Origin of the sequence: Pseudomonas sp. S150 (genome assembly GCF_004526365.1) — a bacterium.
GTDB classification, from domain to species: domain Bacteria; phylum Pseudomonadota; class Gammaproteobacteria; order Pseudomonadales; family Pseudomonadaceae; genus Aquipseudomonas; species Aquipseudomonas putida_A.
In genome coordinates this window covers 3,723,042-3,741,262 of record NZ_CP038207.1, presented here as the reverse complement: position 1 = coordinate 3,741,262, position 18,221 = coordinate 3,723,042, and the positions used below count along the sequence as shown (strand labels likewise).

The window sequence follows — 18,221 nt, the reverse complement described above, 5'->3', positions numbered from 1 at the left end:
ATCCGGGCAGGGACGCCCGCTTGGCTAGATGACGCGACCTTTCTTCGACGGCGAATGATCGGCCGGCCCGGTTCTGGCGGTTTGCAACAACCGGGCGAACGCCGTTTTGTCTATTGGTCGACTCATGAAATAACCCTGCACCTCATTGCATTGATCCTTGCCGAGAATCTCCAGTTGCTCCTCGGTTTCCACGCCCTCGGCGGTGACGGTCAAGCCCATGGCTTTGCCCAGGCCGATGATCGCCTGAACCACGGCGCGATCGTTGGCGCCGTTGCTGATCGAGGCGATGAAGCGTTTGTCGATCTTGATCCCGTCGAACGGGTAGGCGCGCAGGTAGCCGAGCGACGAATAGCCGGTGCCGAAGTCGTCCATGTTCAGCCGCACCCCGAGTTGCTTCAGCGCATTCATCGTGGCCAGCGCGCCGTCGGTGTCGACGAGCATCACGTTTTCGGTGATTTCCAGTTCCAGGCGACTGGCCGGGAAACGGGTCTGGATCAGCGCTTCGCGCACGTCTTCGACGACATCGCTGAGGGCAAACTGTGCCGGGGACAGATTGACCGAGAGCAGAATGTCCGACGGCCAGCTCAGTGCGGTTTCACAGGCTTCACGCAATACCCAGCGCCCCAGCGCCACGATCAGGTCGGTCTGTTCCGCCAGGCCGATGAACACGTCCGGCCCCAGCAGGCCCTTGGTCGGGTGTTGCCAGCGTACCAATGCCTCGACCGAGACGATGTGCTTGCCGTCGACGGTGTAGCGCGGCTGGTAATGCAGGATGAATTCATCGTTTTTCAGCGCACCGCGCAAATCGCTTTCCATTTGCCGGCGGGTCTGGATCTGGTCGTTCATGTGCGCTTCGAAGTAGCACCAGGTGTTCTTGCCCTCGGACTTGGCCTGATACAGCGCGATGTCGGCGCAACGGATCAACTCGCTGGGCACGAAGCCCTGGCGGCGGCTCAGAGCGATACCGATACTGGCGCCGACGTGCAGCGGATGGTGCTCGAAGACCATCGGTTGATGCAGGCTCTCGACCAGCCGGGTACAAAAGCGGTCGACCTCTTGCCGAGTGTCCATACCATTGAGCACCACGACGAATTCGTCACCGCCCAGGCGGGCGACGATGTCGAGCTCACGGGTGCATTCGCGCAGGCGACTGGCGACTTCCTGCAACACCGCATCACCGGCCGGATGGCCGAGCGAGTCGTTGATCGGCTTGAAGTTGTCCAGATCGATCACCAGCAACGACAGTGGCGGGGCATGCTCTTTGAGCAGCAGCGCGTCATCCAGATAACGCGACAACTGATTGCGATTGGGCAGGCCGGTCAAGGCGTCGTGCATCGACAGGTGCTGGATCTGCGCATGGGCAGCGACTTCGTCGGTGATGTCACTGGCGGTGCCGCGATAGCCGACCACGCTTTGTTTCTCGATGATCGGCCGCGCTGATAGCCGGCAGTGGCGTTGCTGCCCGGCGTGATCGCGGTAGGTGCAGCGCAGGTCGCTGGCATTGCTGTCTTCGGTGAGTTTTTTCAGCCACAGCTCCAGCGGCGTGGTATCGCAGGACACCAGTTGCCCGATGCCTTGCCCCAGCCACTCGGTTTGCGGGTAACCGGTCACCTCGCTGAAGCGCGCCGAGAGATAGGTCAGGCGCAGTTGATTGTCAACTTCCCAGATCCAGTCCGATGCGGCTTCGGCCACGGCGCGAAAGCGTTCTTCACTGGCTTCCAGCGCGTGGTTGGCCGCCTCCAGCGCCTGATTCGAGGTCTTCAACGTGCTGAAACTCTGATCGACGTAGGTCGACGATCGCACGGCGTGACGCAGGAAATAGGCGGTCAACAGCATCAGCACTGCCAGCACGCTGCCGAGTGTTGGCAGCAATGACCACAACAATTGCTGCCCGGGTCGCTTCAGATCTGCCGTCAAGCTGAAACCGGTACTGTCCAGCGGCACGCGTGGTTGCTCCCCGCTGAGCTGTTCATCCGGAATCAGCGTCAGGTTGTTCAGTCCATAGGCCACGCCAAGCGCTTGCAGTTTGGCCGGCGTCAGCTTGTCGACGAATACCAGCACCGATGTCTGTTGCGGATCGCCCACCGGACGCTCATCGTTGGGCAGAATGGCCGCCGCCGTGACCAGCGCCGGCCAGCCGTCGAACAGCGAGTAAGTACTGACAGGCACAGTCAGATCAGACTGGTTTTGCACCTGATCAATCAACGACGCGGCAGGCACTGCGAGCCAGTGCGCGATGTCCGCGTCTTCCTGCTGTCCCTGCACCACGGCGTATTTGGTGCGCTGCCGATCCAGCACGAACACGCCGTCATAACCGTCAGTGGTGAACAGCGTCTTGCCAATGTTCTGTTGGGTGTACGCCCAGTCGGTATCGACCTGGGTGTGCAGGTGCTCATAGGCGGTGGTCCAGTCAGCGTAACTGGTGATGTAGCTCTTTGAGGTGCTGATGCGGTTTTCCAGGGCGCGGGCCGTGTAGAAACGGTTTTGCTCGACATCCTCGCGATCCAGGCGAGCGGCAATGCCGAGCAGGGTGCCGATAGCGGCAATCACCCCGACGATAAACAGCGTGCCGACCGCAAACGCCAGGCGGCGGGTGATTGCGCTTTGCTGAGGCGGAACCGGCGTGGCAGGAGCGAAACTGTCCATATGCTCGTCCTTGGTAGCTTGGGTTTGCTCATCTGGAACAGCGGCCCGAGCGCAATGTTCAATCTGTTGCTGACGATTGCGCTGCGGCGGATTTCTCAAGCGTAGTGAATGCGCGAGGATTTTGCCTTTGAGGCCACGCTATTGCGCTCTGAGCAACTGCCCCAACGCCTGCAGCTCAGCTTTCTCCACATCCGACACCAGCACGAAACGCATATAACTGGCCTGCCACGACACCACATTGAAGCCGCGCAAGCTTTGGCTTTGCACGGCTTTATCAGCCTCGCTCGTCGGCAGGATGAACACGTTGATGATGTGTTTGCCATGCCCATAGCTCAGGGCAGCGGTGGTCTGGTGTTGCAGGTAATCCAGGCGCCCGCCGAGCAAGGGAAAGCCCTGCGCCGAGTAGTCGGAAACCGGGGGCGAGAAGTCGAGTTTGCCGGTGAACCAGGGCTTGACGGTGTGGCGGTCGGATGACACCACGTCGTTGAGGTGTTCGCCCATCAACGAGCGCACATGGCTGGACACGGCCTCGTCGATCAAGGGTTGCTCGCTGCCCGGAGTGGCGACATACAGCACCATCGCCAGGGCCAGCGCTGCGGCGGAAAAGCCCGGAGCCAGCCATTTTTGCCAGCGCCGGATGCCCCCCGGCGCAGGTGTGTCGGCTGCGAATACGCTGGCCGCCAATGAGGCGGGGGCGGGGTAGTACGGCGCATGGCGCTTCACGCTGACCTTGAGCAACTTCGCTTGATCATGCAGCCGCGCGCACTCGGCGCAGGCGCTCAAGTGCGCTGCCACCTGCGTAGCTGTCGCCGGATCAAGTTCCTGATCCAGATAGCCGTGCAGCTGTGTCTGGCAAACCGTGCAGTCGAGTTCATTCATGATCGTGCAACTTCAGTAGTTCGAGCTTGAGCAGGGCCCGCGCCCGGGCCAACCTGGACATCACGGTGCCGATGGGAATATCGACCACCAGAGCGATGTCCTTGTAGGGCAGGTCTTCGAGTTCCTTGAGCACGATCACCTCGCGAAACGCCGGCGGCAGGGCGCACAGCGCTTGCTGCAGCAGCGCGGCGTTTTCCGTGTGAATGGCCAGCAATTCCGGGGTCTGGCTATGGCTCAGGTGGCCGTCGTCAGTCGCCATGTCGTCATCGATGGCGACCCAATGGCGTCCGGCCGAGGCCTTGAGCCAGGTGTAGCTTTCGTTGCGCACAATGGTCAGAAACCACGCCTTGGCGTTGCCATCGGCGAAACGCTGCAAAAACCGGAAGGCGCGCAGGGCGCTTTCCTGCACGACGTCGCGCGCGGCGCTGTCGTTGCCGGTGAGCCAGCGCGCAAGGTTGTAGGCCGCGTCCAGATGGGGCGCAATCAGTTCCTCAAATCGCTTCATGGTCGGTTCCGCACCGTCACACCCCTATAACCATGCTGCGGCGGGTTTTATTCGCGCCAAAAGATTTATTTTTTGCCGTGGAATAAAGCCTCGCGCGGCCAGGTTTACCTCGTGTCAGCTACCTCACTGTAGTTCGCCCGCGAGGACATACCGATGGACATTCAAGCAAAACATCCGTTGCGTACCGACGGCCCGCTCAACCCGGACCGGCGCACCCTGCTCAAATGCTCGGCGTGGGCCGGGGCAGGAGTCCTCTGGGCCTTGAGCGGCGGGATTCCCAAAGCCTTTGCGCTGGACGAGGCGGGTGACGTCAGCGATCCCAAAGCGCTGGCCAGCAGCTTTCACTTCGTACAGATCAGCGACTCGCACATCGGCTTCAACAAGGAAGCCAATCCGGAGCCGGTGAAGACCTTGCAAGTGGCGATCGACAAGGTCATCGCACTGCCCAAACGGCCGTCACTGATCCTGCACACCGGTGACATCACCCACCTGTCCAAACCTGAGGAATTCGACACCGCCGCACAGCTGCTCAAAGGCCTGCCATCCACCGTGCATTACGTGCCCGGCGAACACGACACCCTCGACGAGGGCGGCGGCAAGCTTTATCTGGAGCGCTACGGCAAGGGCACCAAAGGCAACGGCTGGTACAGCTTCGATGATCACGGCGTGCACTTCATTGGGCTGATCAACGTCTTCAACTTCCAGGCCGGTCACGAAGCCACTCTCGGCGCCGATCAACTGGCCTGGCTGGCGGATGACTTGCGTGCGGTCAGCAGCAGCACGCCCATCGTCGTGTTCACGCACATCCCGCTGTGGACGATTTATCAGCCGTGGGGCTGGGGCACCGAGGATGGCGATCAAGCAATAGCGATGCTGCGCAAGTACGGTTCAGTGACGGTGCTCAACGGGCACATCCATCAGGTGATCCAGAAAGTCGAAGGCAATATCACCTTCCACACCGCCCGTGGCACCGCGTATCCGCAGCCGGCACCGGGTGCTGCACCGTCGCCGGGGCCGATGACGGTGGCGGCCGATCAATTGCGTAATTACCTGGGGATCACCGACGTGCGCGCGACTCAGGGCGATCATCCGCTGGCACTGATTGATTCGACACTGGTGTAACCGAGGGCGAACCGATGAAAACGCGACTGTTGGCGCTGATGGGCCTGTTGCTGGCGATGCCGCTGTGGGCCGCGGAAGTGAAGATCGACATCAAGGAATTCATGTTCGCCCCCAAGGACCTGACCGTGGCCGTCGGCACCAAGGTGACGTGGGTCAATGACGATCAGATTCCGCACACGGTGGCAGAAACCCACAAGGTGTTTCGCTCGGGAGCGCTGGACACCAATGACAGCTTTTCCTGGGTGTTCGATACGCCGGGGGAGTTTGAATATTTTTGTGTTTTGCATCCGCAGATGATTGGGAAGGTGGTGGTGACGCAGTAGACGCTCTTTATCCAGCCGACAAAATCAAACGCCGCTCAGGGGATCTTTGCATAAACAGGATGACGTCGAAGATTCGACCTGGCTCTGTACTGAGTTCAGGATAGTTGCTCTGGAGAATTGCCTCGGTCAGCAGCGCTTTATTGTCGCGCCAGCATTGGCCCAAGGAAAATGGTAGATGGCAAATGCGCTGGCCAGCGGCTCTATAGGCGTTTTTTGGTAGAAGGTACTGTGTGCCGCTGAACCCGGATATTCCTGCACGTTGCAAACCCTTTCTGACCTGGCTGTCAAACGCGGGCATGAATCCAGTGATCAGTAGTAAAGCCTTCATTGGATAAGTGACGTTGGTATTGTTGATGAAGAGCGCATGCGCCAACGCCTCGAGGATACTTAGCAATTCAGTATCAAATTGGTTGAGCGAGCTGAAGGGTGTCTCTCGGATGAAGTTTCGACCGCCCGCAGGGTCTAGATCCAAAGCATCCAGTCCGATGCGGTCGAGGCACACAAGCCTGGAATGCAGCGCCTTGCTGCTCAGCGCTGCAGCGATGTGCTGAGTTGGACGGAGTATCGGAGCCTTGCGCGTACACGCTCCCCAGTTGGCCAATGCGGCGTATAAGGCCTCAGCGAGCTCGCCAGCACGCTCTATTGAAACATCAGCGGCAAGGTACCGACTGGAAATTTTGCGTACGTGAGCAAAATCAGCATGGTAAGAGGCGTTGAACGCATTGATTGCTGATTTGATATCGGTAGTCTGGCCAATCAACTGAAGCATTGTCTTTATCCGGATTGAAGTGAGCTGCGGAGCGAACAGAGCATATCGATACAACTGATAAGGGCAAGTGCCCGGACAGCCTGATCGCCACTTCAGGAAGTGCTCAGGTTGTAAACGAATCCAATTGTTCGTTCTCAGCCAGCGCCTTTACTGACGAGCACACACTTTTTCACAAAGACCTCCCGGGATCCAATCGGTGGCAGAATCTCCCTGACTTGAACGTTCAGGAGAACATCATGCTTCGTGTGTTTGAACGAAGACTCGACCCTTTCCCGCCTGACGAGGTGCCACCGCCACCCAACGGTCTGGCTAAATTTCTCTGGGCCTGCACTCGCGGCGCTCGCGGCTACATTCTGGCATTGGCGTTGCTCAGCGCTGCTGTGTCGATCTATGAAGCGTGGCTGTTTTCCTTCCTCGGCCAGGTCGTCGATTTGCTCTCCACGTGGCAGGCCGGCGGCGAAGCGGCGGTGCAGGAGAGCCGTGTGTTGTGGGGCATGGGCATCGTCATGGTCTTGAGTGTCGGGCTGGTGGCGTTGCGCACCATGGTCCAACACCAGATTCTGGCGATTAACCTGCCGCTGCGCCTGCGCTGGGATTTCCATCGGCTGATGCTGCGGCAGAGCCTTTCGTTTTTCTCCGACGAGTTCTCCGGCCGGGTCACGACCAAAGTCATGCAGTCGGCGCTTGCCGTGCGCGACGTGCTGTTCACCATGATCGAGATTCTGCCGGGGATTGGCGTGTACTTCATCGCGATCATTGCCCTGGCTGGCGGTTTTGCGCTGAAGCTGATGTTGCCGTTTCTTGCTTGGGTCGTGCTGTTCGGTCTGGCCATGTGGTACTTCGTGCCGCGCCTGGGCAAGGTCGGCCAGGAGCAGGCCAATGCGCGGTCGATGATGACCGGGCGTATCGCCGACGCGTACACCAACATCACCACCGTGAAGCTGTTTTCCCACTCCAACCGCGAAGCGCACTTTGCGCGGGCGGCGATGGAAGATTTCAAGCAGACCGGTTTTCGCCAGATGCGTCTGGTCAGTCTGTTCGAGATCGTCAATCAGGCCTTGGTGGTGGCATTGATCATGTCCGCCGGCGGCTATGCGCTGTGGCTGTGGCACCAGGGCGACGTCGGCGCCGGTGCGGTGGCGGCGATTACCGCCATGGCGTTGCGGATCAATGGCATGTCGAACTGGATCATGTGGCAAATGACCTCGCTGTTCGAAAGCATCGGCACCGTTCAGGACGGCATGGCGACGCTGACCCAAGGCACCAAAGTGCAAGACGCGCCGGATGCCGGCGTGCTGGTCACTTCTGGCGGCGCGGTGACGTTCGACAAGGTCAAGTTCAACTACGGTGGCGAGCGTCAGGTGCTCGATGGCCTGAGCCTGAGCATTCGTCCCGGTGAAAAAATCGGTCTGGTAGGGCGCTCAGGTGCGGGCAAATCGACGCTGATCAACCTGCTGCTGCGTTTCTATGACGTCGACAGCGGCGAGATTCGTATCGATGGCCAGAACATTGCGCACGTGACCCAGGACAGCCTGCGCAGCGCGATTGGTATGGTCACCCAGGACACTTCGCTGCTGCACCGTTCGATTCGCGACAACATCGCCTACGGCCGGCCCGATGCTACCGACGCACAGATCCGCCGCGCCGCTGCCAATGCGCAGGCTGATGAGTTCATCAGCCAACTCAGCGACCGCCAGGGCCATACCGGCTACGACACTCTGGTAGGTGAACGCGGGATCAAGCTGTCGGGCGGCCAGCGGCAACGGGTGGCGATCGCCCGGGTGATGCTGAAGAACGCGCCGATCCTGCTGCTGGACGAAGCCACCAGTGCACTGGACTCGGAAGTCGAAGTGGCGATTCAGGAAAGCCTCGATGACATGATGCAGGGCAAGACCGTGATCGCGATCGCACATCGACTGTCGACGATTGCAGCGATGGACCGGCTGATTGTCATGGATGACGGACGCATCATCGAGCAGGGCACCCATTCCGAATTGCTGGAGAAGAACGGCGTGTATGCGCGGCTGTGGGCGCATCAGAGTGGCGGGTTTCTGGGTGAAGACAAAGGCGTGGTTGAGGCTTTGGATCAGGCGTAAACGGGCAGGGCACATGGCCGGGGCATCTTGTGGGTTCCCGGCCGATTTGCCTCGGTTCATTCAAGCCAGATCGACACTCGCCATCATTCGAACGCTGGCAAACGTCGATTCGTTTCTCGCCTGATCGAGCGTTGTCAGTGTGTTGATCGATGATGGCGGCGTTATCCGTTTACGACTCATTGCAGAACCTGAGCGCTCGTCGCTCGGCGGCACCCCAAAGTGCTCGCGATAGCATTTTGAGAAATGCGGTGTGGAGGCAAAACCGCAGACATACGCCAGTTCCACGATCGACAGCGAGGTTTGCTTGAGCAGTTGTCGCGCGCGAATCAGCCGCAACTTCAAGTAGTAGCGTGACGGCGTGCATTGCAGGTATTTCTGAAACAGCCGCTCCAGCTGTCGGCGTGACAGATCGACGTATTCGGCAAGGTTGTCCAGCTCGATCGGTTCCTCAAGATTGGCCTCCATCAACGCAACGACTTCTTGCAGCTTGGGCTGATGCGTACCGACCACATGCTTGAGCGGTACGCGTTGATGGTCCTGCTCGTTGCGGATGCGCTCGTAAACAAACATCTCCGAGATGGCGGCTGATAACTCACGACCATGATCGCGGGCGATCAGGTGCAGCATCATGTCCAGCGGCGCTGTTCCTCCGGAACTGGTAAAGCGGTTGCGGTCGAGGGTGAAGAGGCTGGTGCTGACGTTTACGCGTGGGAAAGCTTCCTGCATGGCCGCCAGAAATTCCCAATGCACGCTGCACTCATAACCATCGAGCAATCCGGCTTTGGCGAGTGCCCAGCTACCGGTGCACACGCCGCCCAAGCGTCTGGATTGGCGCGCCAGGGCTTGCAGCCAAGTGGTGTGCTCACGGGTGATCGCGCTCTGGATGCCGACCCCGCCGCAGACAATCACCGTGTCCGCCACGCCGGGGTTGCTCCACGAGGCGTCCGGCGTGATCGGGACCCCGTCGCTGGCCCAGACCGGCGCTCCACCGGGGCTGAAGGTATGCCAGCGATACAGCGTTCGCCCCGACAATTGATTGGCCATGCGCAGTGGTTCGACGGCGGATGCCAGCGACATGAGGGTGAATTTATCCAACAGCAGAAACCCGACGGATTGGGTCTTACCGTCGGCCACGGAGGGGGTCGATGACATCGTGTCCTCACAGGAATCGGTCTGAGATGCAGGCGTCGGTCATTCCCTTGGTCTTCGCCAAGGGAATATCGGCTTCGGCGTGAACGCCTAGCCCACCGAGGTTGCGCGTGCCGCCGGGGCAGGGTGACGCGAAGTCATCAGGCCGATAAAGGAGATTGCCAGCGCCAGGCCAATGGTGGTGGTGACTTCGGTGCGGTGCTGCGGGGTGATCATCATGACCGCCAGCGCCGCGCAGATGAAGCCGATCACCAGCCACGTCAGCCACGGGAACAGCCACATGCGGAAGGTCAGCTCGACCTTGCGCTGTTGCAATATCCGCCGCATGCGCAGCTGCGACACCGCAATCGCCAGGTACACCAGAAGGGCAATCGCCCCGGAACTGGCCAGCAGGAACTCGAACAGCCCGGCGGGCATGAAGTAGCTCCACACGGTGATCGACGCACCCAGCACGGTGCTGGCGATCACGGCGGCGCGTGGCACACCGGCCGCGGAAGTCGCCTTCAGCGCTTTCGGTGCATCGCCGCGACGGCCCAGCGAGTACAGCATGCGCGAGGCAATGTAGATCGAGGAGTTCATGCAACTGGCCACGGCGATCAGCACGACAACGTCGACCATGAACTTGGCGTTTGGAATGTTCATGATTTCCAGGGCGCGCTGATACGAGCCCACCGAGGCCAGCAACGGATCATTCCAGGGCACCACGGAGATGACCACGAAGATCGACAGCAGGTAGAACACGCCGATGCGCCAGATCACCGAGCGGGTGGCCTTGGCGATGTTCTGCGCCGGGTTATTCGATTCGGCGGCCGCGATGGTCACCGCTTCAGTGCCGATGAAGCTGAACATGATCGTGATGAAAGCGCCGACCACCGCCGACAAGCCGTTGGGCGCAAACCCGCCGTGCTCGGCCATCAGGCCGCTCAACCCGCTGACTTCGCGGTCGGGCACCCAGCCCATCAACACGGCAAAACCGACCCCGATGAAGCCGATGATCGCCACAACCTTGGCCATGGCGAACCAGAACTCGAATTCACCATACTTGGACACGCTGAACAGGTTGGTCACCACCAACGCAATGATCGATCCCAACGCGAACAGCCAGGCATCGACCTGCGGAAACCATTGGTGCAGCACATGCCCGGCCGCCAGTGCTTCGATGGGAATCACCAACACCCAGAACCACCAGTACAGCCAACCGATGGTAAAACCGGCCCAGCGGCCGATGGCCTGGTCGGCGTAGGTGGAGAACGAACCGGTGTCCGGATTGGCCACCGCCATCTCGCCGAGCATGCGCATGACCAGCACGACAAGCAGACCTGAAAACAGATAGGCGAGCAGCACCGCCGGCCCTGCTGCGGCAATCGCGTGTCCTGAACCGACGAACAAACCGGCGCCGATAATCCCGGCGATGGACAACATTGTGACGTGACGAGGCTTGAAGCCCTGCGCCAATTGGCTACTCGAATCCATGGAGTTCGGGCTGATCATCGGTATTTTTATTCTCTGCTGATCGACATTTAAGCAATTGACCGGGCACACGACCGAGCACCATCGTTGCCTGCTGAAACTCCCGAAAGAAGCCCGTCCAACCGCCGCAGTTCTTATCAACCCCATGATCTGACCGGGATTGTTTTGATAGGAAGACACGGCACCTTAGCCGGCCTTGCTGCCGATTCAATAGCCTGATTGCGCCATGATCGTGTCTGATATCGACATGTGAATACCATCAGGTCGTATTGGAGACCTGTCGGTCACGCAAGGCTCTGGCAATCAAAACCCAGATTGACCAAGTCATGTTCGTTTTTGAGATGGGGCCTGAATTCGACGGTGAAGCCAAACTGGGCCCCACAAGTCAGGCTCTCTATACTGGCCTTCCAGGATGGTAAATAGAGCACAACCTATGCCCGTCGCACCCAATCAAAATTCCCCGGTCATTTTGGTCCCGGCTCAACCAAGCGACGTGGAAAATCTTGTAGCCATTCGAATTGAGGCCATGCGCGAAAGTCTGGAGCGTGTCGGGCGATTTGATCCGGTGCGTGCGCGTGAGCGGTTTCTTGGCGGTTTTGACGCTCGCAACACACGCTATATCGAGGTATCTGGAGAGAGGGTTGGTTTTGTAGTGGTCAAGCATCACCACAATGAACTCTTGCTCGACCACTTGTATGTGAGACCGAGCGCGCAAGGATCAGGTGTAGGGGCTGCTGTTCTCACTCAGATTTTCAAAGAGGCGGATGCGGCTGCGCTCCCTGTTAAAGTTGGCGCTCTCAAAGAAAGTGCTTCGAATCGCTTTTATACCCGCCATGGCTTCCAATTCACCGAAAGCAGTGAATTCGACAATTATTATGTGCGTCAGAGTGTTCCGGCGAAACAACGGTAGAAAGCGTTCTCAGGCTCGGTATATCCAGTAAACTTGGCGTCAATCTCGCGCCTTAGAGCGCCTGGGTATACAGAAGGAAACCGCCATGCTTGAACTCGAACCGCTGTGCTTCTCGTCCGACTGCCCTAGCCGGGCTTTATTCGAGCAGATCGCTGATAAATGGTCGATGATGGTATTAGCCGTGCTTGATGACGGTCCGCAACGCTTCAACGCGATCCGTCGTCGCCTGCAAGGCGTCACCCAAAAAGCGCTCACGCAATGTCTGCGCCGGCTGGAGCGCAACGGCCTGGTATCGCGCGAGGTGATTTCGCTTTCGCCAGTCGCGGTGCAGTACCAAATCACGCCGCTGGGCCGCACGCTGCAACAACCTTTTCGAGCACTGCATGAATGGACGCTCGCCAAGTTGCCGGAGGTTGATGCTGCCCGGCAGAAGTTCGACGCCGCTGCAATCGGACCAACAAGTACGTAGGGAAGGTTGCTTCACTGGATTACTTGAACGCGTTGTCGGCCGCCCATGCTGCGCTTCGGAACTTGTCATCCGATGGCTTGAAAAACACCGAAGATCTCAATCGAACCAGCGCGATCATGTAAGCATGAAACTCTGCCAACACTTTTGTTGTTGGCAGTGCGCTGGTTTTTGCCTTTCAACCGCGGGCAATCAATCTCGATACCTGCTTCAAACGAACCTTCACATCGATTGCTCAGGCCGTTCGATCATGAACGCAGAGCGTCCTGCTCTTGCGCGCGAGGCCCCTGTATACGGCTCGCCAGCCCCTACGCCGCCGACCATTTCCTGACGGTAGGTATCCTCAGACCTACCAGGTGTACGAACGGTGCCTAATTGACGCCAGGTTTATTATTGATACCTTGTCGACTGTCCTCATTTGAGGGAAGCGGTCCGAACCGGACCCTTCGTTCGCCACTCTTGCCGGCGGCTTGCAGCCAGCCAATCGAGCATCCAACAGAAGCATTTCTTTGGTCGAGCCGCACTTGAGAAATCGTTAGGCACGGGCGGACATTCAATAAAATTTATTCTGAGGAAAGTATGGGAAATTTTAAGCTTCTAACCCCCTTGAACAACGAAGAGCTCACTTTCAGAAATCGGGTGTTCATGGCGCCGATGACAAGAGGTCGATCCAAGGATCAGGTGGCCAACGAATTGACTGCGACCTATTACGCACAGCGTGCCTCGGCGGGCCTTATTTTTACCGAAGGCACCCAGATCAGCGCCCAGGCCGTCGGCTGGACGAATACCCCAGGGATCTATACGCCTGAACAGATTGCGGGCTGGAAGAAGGTAACTCAGGCAGTTCATGAAGCCGGCGGCCTCATTTTCGCCCAGCTTTGGCACACCGGTAGAGCATCTCATCCTGATTTTCATGGAGGAGAACTCCCGGTCGCGCCATCGTCAGTCCCCTTCAATAGCCAGGCGTTCACGCCAGAAGGCATCAAACCCTCGGTGACCCCACGCGAACTGACCATTGATGAAATCAAGTCCACCATTGCGGACTACGAAAAAGCTGCACAGGCCGCGAAAGATGCGGGCTTTGATGGTGTAGAGATACACGGTGCCAATGGTTATCTGCCCGCGCAGTTTCTGGAAGACGGCTCAAACAAACGCACCGACGAGTACGGCGGTACCATTGAGAAGCGGGCGAGGTTCTTGCTTGAAGCCACGGACGCTGCGATCAGAGTCTTCGGACCGGCCCGTATCTCGGTCAGGCTGTCGCCGCGCATTCCGTACAATGACATGGGCGACTCCAATCTCGAGCAGACCTACATGTACGCGGTAGAAGCGCTGGAAAAGAGAAACGTTGGAATTCTGCATTTCATGGAACCTGGGACTCTGCCGGAAGGCGCGAAACCCTTGGCGCCCGGGGCTCGCAAGCGGTTCTCAGGAATTTTCGTGTTGAATGTTGGTTATGACCGGAAGTCCGCGGAACAGGCCCTGCAAACCGGTCTGGCCGATGCAGTCACATTTGGCACGCTGTTCATCAGCAACCCTGATCTGCCGGAACGCTTCTTCCTTGATGCGCCGCTGGCTACTGCGGATGCCTCCACTTTTTACAGTGGTTCGGAAGAGGGCTATACCGACTACCCGCCGTTGGCCTAGAGATCGAAGCGCGATTTTCGTTTTGGTACCGACCAACAGTTTGATCATGGACGAGCAACTTGCCGCCTCACGACGGCAAGTTGCTTCAGGCTTTACAGAGTAAATGACAACGCAGAGAAGACCATCCCGCCACTGCCTGCCCAACCCATGCAAAACTGGTCTTTCTCGGCTTCGCCCCGACTCATCGCATCGAAGATGCCGTAGGGGATGGACGCGGTAATGATGTTGCCGGTCTTATGCCCGACGTGGTGCAGCTTGTGATCAATACCGATCAGTTGCCCAATGTGCTCCCACATCTTTGGCGAACCGGTATGAATAAACACTTTATGAACATCTGCTGCAGAGATGTTTTGCAGATTGAAGACTTTTATCGCTTCATTGCGGCCATCTTCATGCAAGGCTGCCGCGTAGGAGTTGAATTGATATTGCCCGCCGGTCGGTGCAATACGGGGAATATCCTCCTCATTGCAGAACAGTTTCCAGTCCGGCAGGGAAATGGTCGACAAGTCACTCAAGTCCGGCCGGTTGATGTACGAGAACTTGAAGTTGCCGGGGGCCTCATGACTGAGGATGGTGACCGTGACGGCTTCGCCAATGGTAAAACTCGGAAACTTGTAAGCCAGTTCCGCCGACGACTGTAAAGAGAAGTTCTTGGGCATGACCGGCCCGCCAGCAGACATGCCAAATTCCATATTGACGATCGCCGCGTAGCGAATCTCGCCGGCCTGCATCTTACTGTTGATGACATCCATGGCAGTCACCCAGCCATTGCAGGCGTCCACCACATCGAAGTTTCTGCAGCTCAGGCCCAGCGCCTTGGCGATGAACGTACTGTTGGCCGGCTCGATGAAGCCTCGCGTAACGTTCGGATAGATCAACAGATCCAGGTCGGTCTTGTCGATATTGGCCTGGGCGAGCGCGGAGTTGAATGCAGTCTCCATCAGTTGCATCGGCGTTTCGTCGGCGCCCAGCCAGTGGCGCGTGCCGCTGCCGCTTTTTTCAAGCAACTTGCTGATGGTCTTCAATGTTTTTGGCAAGTCTTCCTGGAAGGTATCTTTAGAGTGTTCCTCAACCAGGTTTATAACGTCTTGATTGCTGATAATGCGTGACGGGAGAATCCCGGACAGCCCAACTATTTTCATATGACTTCCTTGTTGAAAGTATGCATCCGTGGGCAATGGCTGCGGATGAGCAAACCCTTACTCATCCCTGTAAGGAGCCGCTGGCGGCAATACTTTTAGCACAAAGAAAATGCGGATCAAGGACGTTGCTCGTTATTTGCCTCAATCGAATTGAATCATGACCTGGGTCAATTTAACGGCTTTCCAGTTAATCGAAAAAACAGTCGGGCGGACCCTCGCGACGCGGTTGGCATCTGTGTTTGATGTCGTCGGCTATCGGCGAAAAGGACACACCTGAAGGGATAAACACCCCTCAATAGCCAATTTTCGTCACGTGGTTGCGTAAAAGCCCCAAGCTGGCCCTAAAATCCTCGAAAACCGAGGGAACTATTAACGTCCACCAACAGACTGAGCTGCTGTTGCGACCTTCATGCAAACGTCGCACGAAACGATTTCTACAATAAATGGAGCACACAATGGGCAGGGCACGCGATGAGTTTGATTTCTGGTGGGGTACTTCTGGGTCGTGGGTGGAACCGCCGAATGTGCGCCGCAGCGGCACCAGCGGTGTCCAGTTGATCGTTCAAGGTGACAAGACGTTTTTCGTAAAGCGCCAGACCGGCCATTTGTTCCGCAGTTTCCGTTACCCCACTGGCCGACCCACCGCACTGCGTGAAGGCGTTGCCCTTTCAAGACTCGAAGAGCTGGGCGTGAATGCGCCAAGACCGGTATTTTATGGCGCGAGAAAAGTCGACGGCGTATGGCAGGGGGTCTTGGTTACCAAAGACCTGGGCGGCTTCATCGATCTGGATACCTGGTATAGCCAGGGCGCTGCAAGCCTGTTGACCACAGAGCAACATCTGCGACTTCTTGAACGTTTGGCGCAAATGCTGGCGCGGATGCACTCGGGCAAATGGCAGCACGGTTGCATGCGCTCCAAACACATCTTTATCAAGGCGTCGATTACCGACACAGACTTCGATTTCGAACTGGCGCTGCTTGACCTGGAGAAATCTCGCGGTCGTGCTACGGCAATGGGCGCGGCGCGTCACGACATTCCTCAACTCAGACGGCATTCTTTCTGGGATGAATCGCAGTGGCGGCATTTCCTTTCGAGCTATGAGCAGGCCAGTGGTAGAACCCTGTAAGCAGGTGTGCAAAGCCATTGGTTAGAACAGGCTGTGGTGCGTGCTCAGCACATAAGTCACGCACCAGACTCCTGTGAATAATTACCACTGACCGCTTCCGAGGCAGGCGATTATTTCCCAGCCACTGAATTCCCACCAGGAATAGCGCTCATCAGAGCAACTTCTGGCCAGGCTGGCCGTCTGGATTTCTCCGGCTTTTCGCTGGGTTGAGAAAGGTGTGTCAATCGAGGCGGTCGCCTGCTTGACCGTCTGTGGAGCAGTGATGGTGGTTGGATGGAGGGCAGCGTTTGTGGCCGTTGCGGCGAGAGCGAGCGTCGCCGCGATGGCCAGAGTAGTCATGGACTTTTTCATGTTCGAATCCTTTCAGTTAGCTGACAGCGGGCTTATACATAGGCCCCGACCTGCCTTCTGAACAGATCGGGCATTCGCGTAATGTCACGCCAGAAAAGCCTACCACTGCGCTATCTATGGAACAGTCGCACAACTGCGCTATTGACAACTTGTTGAACGGCCGGTCTTCGCCATGGGCGCTGGATCAGAGTCAAATAATCTGAACCCCGCCCGAACGCCCACGCCTAACGATCAGCTTGTGTTCATTCGCACAGGCCCGGTGCCAATACCGGCACATTCCGAGAGGTGGTCAACGTGGCTAAAGACGAGAAGAAAAGCAAAAAAGACGACGCTTCGAAAGCCAGCAAGGACTTGAAAGACAAAAAGTCTTCGCCGGAAAAGAAATCAGCGGCAGCTTCGGCGCTTTCCAAGTCCTCCGACAAGAAAGACAAGAAGAAAGACGCCGAACCGAAAAAGTCTGCGAAAAAAGCCGATAGCAAGCCGGAAAAGGCCAAGGATGCTAAGAAGGCTGACAAGCCGGCGAAAAAGAAGAAGTAATACCTGCGACTCGCCAGGGCTTTACGCCCTGGCATCCCTCAGATCGCTCTTCAAGCCGTTTCTTCAACCCTGCGTGCGTCCCCCAGCGAATCACGCTGCATCGACTGCAGGTTTTTCTCGATGGTTTCGCACAGGGCTTCCATCTGGATTTGGTGCTCGCTATGGCGAAACGGGCTTTGCAGGTCAGTACCGATGCGTTCGATGGCCAGCAGCATGAAGCCCACCACCGTCGAGGCCAGCGGGGTGAACCAACCCAGCGATTCCACCAGCCCCACCGGCACAATCAGGCAGAACAGCGAGATAAACAGGCGCGGAAAATACACATAGGGGTAGGGCAGCGGTGTGTTGGCAATTCGCTCCATCCCGCCCTGGCTGTTGGACAGATCGACCATGGTCGATTCCAGCCGTGCCAGCCGAATGCTGTCCAGGCGCCCGGCCTTGTATTCCCGAGCGAGCAACGCCGCGGAACCGGTGAGGATGTCGTTGGCAAAGTTGTTGGTGGTGCCGCTGCGGGCGAATTCATCCGCCGGGATGAACGCGCGGACTTCTTCCGGGCAAGGCTGACCCTGCAGATGCGCGGCGAGGCAGTTGACGTACGCCACATGCCGGCGCAACAGCGTCGCCTTCACCGGGTTCACTTCGTTATCGGGATCATCCAGCAGCGTCAGCACCTGCCGGGCAAAGCTGCGCGAGCTGTTGATCATCATGCCCCACAGCGTGCGCGCTTCCCACCAACGGTTGTAGGCGCTGCTGTTGCGGAAACTGATCAGCACCACCAGAGCAGAACCGAGCAATGTCAACGGCATCAGCGGCAGGTTGATCTTGGCGTTGAGGAACAACATGAAGTCGACGGTGACGGCGATGTCCCAAAGCAATAGCCAGAACAGCGACCAGCCCACGTAGCCCATGGTCTTGATGATCAAACGGTATTTTTTGACGATGGCTGCTTTCAAACGGAAACCTCGTGGCGAGCGGTAAGCGTTAACGCCCTAGCTCCGACGCTGGTTCGGGGGTAAAGGTTCGGTGTCGAGTGAGCTTCTTGGTTACGACAATTTTCAGGCAATAAAAAACCCGGTCATTAC

17 protein-coding genes are annotated in these 18,221 nt (G+C 57.9%); 8 read left to right on the top strand and 9 right to left on the bottom strand.

What is annotated here, in order from left to right:
- Positions 1-24 precede the first annotated feature (24 nt).
- The 3 genes from E3Z29_RS17110 to E3Z29_RS17100 form a co-directional block, all read right to left on the bottom strand.
- Positions 25-2,646: an EAL domain-containing protein gene (locus tag E3Z29_RS17110; RefSeq protein ID WP_134786414.1), complete on the bottom strand. Its 2,622-nt coding sequence runs from the start codon at positions 2,644-2,646 to the stop codon at positions 25-27.
- Between the two features lie 138 nt (positions 2,647-2,784).
- Positions 2,785-3,525 carry an anti-sigma factor gene (locus E3Z29_RS17105; RefSeq protein WP_134786413.1) on the bottom strand — a complete coding sequence of 247 codons (741 nt, stop codon included), beginning with the start codon at positions 3,523-3,525 and terminating at the stop codon, positions 2,785-2,787.
- On the bottom strand, positions 3,518-4,030 hold the full coding sequence (locus E3Z29_RS17100) for a sigma-70 family RNA polymerase sigma factor (RefSeq protein ID WP_134786412.1): 513 nt from the start codon (positions 4,028-4,030) through the stop codon (positions 3,518-3,520). Before E3Z29_RS17100 ends, E3Z29_RS17105 begins: the two co-directional genes overlap by 8 nt.
- Before the next feature lie 153 nt (positions 4,031-4,183).
- On the opposite strand from E3Z29_RS17100, the gene E3Z29_RS17095 reads away from it, so the two are divergent.
- Entirely contained in the window at positions 4,184-5,152 is a 969-nt protein-coding gene (locus E3Z29_RS17095) for a metallophosphoesterase (RefSeq protein ID WP_134786411.1), read from the top strand.
- A 14-nt stretch (positions 5,153-5,166) separates the two neighbouring features.
- On the top strand, positions 5,167-5,475 hold the full coding sequence (locus tag E3Z29_RS17090; protein ID WP_098964039.1) for a plastocyanin/azurin family copper-binding protein: 309 nt from the start codon (positions 5,167-5,169) through the stop codon (positions 5,473-5,475).
- Between the two features lie 7 nt (positions 5,476-5,482).
- Here E3Z29_RS17090 and E3Z29_RS17085 read toward each other — a convergent pair whose 3' ends face one another.
- Positions 5,483-6,244, bottom strand: a complete 762-nt coding sequence (locus tag E3Z29_RS17085; protein ID WP_134786410.1) for a hypothetical protein — start codon at positions 6,242-6,244, stop codon at positions 5,483-5,485.
- A 236-nt stretch (positions 6,245-6,480) separates the two neighbouring features.
- Between E3Z29_RS17085 and E3Z29_RS17080 the strand changes: the two genes are divergently transcribed.
- On the top strand, positions 6,481-8,340 hold the full coding sequence (locus E3Z29_RS17080; protein WP_134786409.1) for an ABC transporter ATP-binding protein: 1,860 nt from the start codon (positions 6,481-6,483) through the stop codon (positions 8,338-8,340).
- Positions 8,341-8,400: 60 nt separating this feature from the next.
- Here E3Z29_RS17080 and E3Z29_RS17075 read toward each other — a convergent pair whose 3' ends face one another.
- Together E3Z29_RS17075 and gabP are read right to left on the bottom strand one after the other, a co-directional pair.
- On the bottom strand, positions 8,401-9,492 hold the full coding sequence (locus tag E3Z29_RS17075) for a GlxA family transcriptional regulator (protein WP_134786408.1): 1,092 nt from the start codon (positions 9,490-9,492) through the stop codon (positions 8,401-8,403).
- Positions 9,493-9,579: 87 nt separating this feature from the next.
- Positions 9,580-10,980, bottom strand: coding sequence for a GABA permease (gene gabP, locus E3Z29_RS17070; protein WP_047597273.1), 1,401 nt, complete (start codon positions 10,978-10,980; stop codon positions 9,580-9,582).
- 412 nt (positions 10,981-11,392) lie between these two features.
- On the opposite strand from gabP, the gene E3Z29_RS17065 reads away from it, so the two are divergent.
- The 3 genes from E3Z29_RS17065 to E3Z29_RS17055 all read left to right on the top strand — a co-directional run bounded on the left by E3Z29_RS17065 (position 11,393) and on the right by E3Z29_RS17055 (position 13,982).
- Positions 11,393-11,869 (top strand): GNAT family N-acetyltransferase, encoded by a 477-nt coding sequence (locus tag E3Z29_RS17065; protein WP_134786407.1) that lies wholly within the window; start codon positions 11,393-11,395, stop codon positions 11,867-11,869.
- A gap of 85 nt (positions 11,870-11,954) precedes the next feature.
- On the top strand, positions 11,955-12,338 hold the full coding sequence (locus E3Z29_RS17060; protein ID WP_027611764.1) for a helix-turn-helix domain-containing protein: 384 nt from the start codon (positions 11,955-11,957) through the stop codon (positions 12,336-12,338).
- A gap of 576 nt (positions 12,339-12,914) precedes the next feature.
- Positions 12,915-13,982 (top strand): alkene reductase, encoded by a 1,068-nt coding sequence (locus tag E3Z29_RS17055; protein ID WP_134786406.1) that lies wholly within the window; start codon positions 12,915-12,917, stop codon positions 13,980-13,982.
- A gap of 92 nt (positions 13,983-14,074) precedes the next feature.
- Here the strand turns inward: E3Z29_RS17055 and E3Z29_RS17050 are convergent, their stop codons facing one another.
- The gene (locus tag E3Z29_RS17050) at positions 14,075-15,124 is read right to left on the bottom strand and encodes a 3-oxoacyl-[acyl-carrier-protein] synthase III C-terminal domain-containing protein (protein ID WP_134786405.1); all 1,050 of its coding nucleotides are present in this window, start codon (positions 15,122-15,124) and stop codon (positions 14,075-14,077) included.
- Positions 15,125-15,579: 455 nt separating this feature from the next.
- On the opposite strand from E3Z29_RS17050, the gene E3Z29_RS17045 reads away from it, so the two are divergent.
- Entirely contained in the window at positions 15,580-16,251 is a 672-nt protein-coding gene (locus E3Z29_RS17045) for a lipopolysaccharide kinase InaA family protein (RefSeq protein WP_134786404.1), read from the top strand.
- A gap of 81 nt (positions 16,252-16,332) precedes the next feature.
- Here the strand turns inward: E3Z29_RS17045 and E3Z29_RS17040 are convergent, their stop codons facing one another.
- Complete coding sequence (locus tag E3Z29_RS17040) at positions 16,333-16,602, bottom strand: hypothetical protein (RefSeq protein ID WP_134786403.1); 270 nt, start codon at positions 16,600-16,602, stop codon at positions 16,333-16,335.
- 294 nt (positions 16,603-16,896) lie between these two features.
- Between E3Z29_RS17040 and E3Z29_RS17035 the strand changes: the two genes are divergently transcribed.
- The gene (locus E3Z29_RS17035; RefSeq protein ID WP_103367089.1) at positions 16,897-17,139 is read left to right on the top strand and encodes a hypothetical protein; all 243 of its coding nucleotides are present in this window, start codon (positions 16,897-16,899) and stop codon (positions 17,137-17,139) included.
- A gap of 50 nt (positions 17,140-17,189) precedes the next feature.
- Here E3Z29_RS17035 and E3Z29_RS17030 read toward each other — a convergent pair whose 3' ends face one another.
- Positions 17,190-18,092 (bottom strand): bestrophin family protein, encoded by a 903-nt coding sequence (locus E3Z29_RS17030; protein WP_007967141.1) that lies wholly within the window; start codon positions 18,090-18,092, stop codon positions 17,190-17,192.
- Positions 18,093-18,221 lie beyond the last annotated feature (129 nt).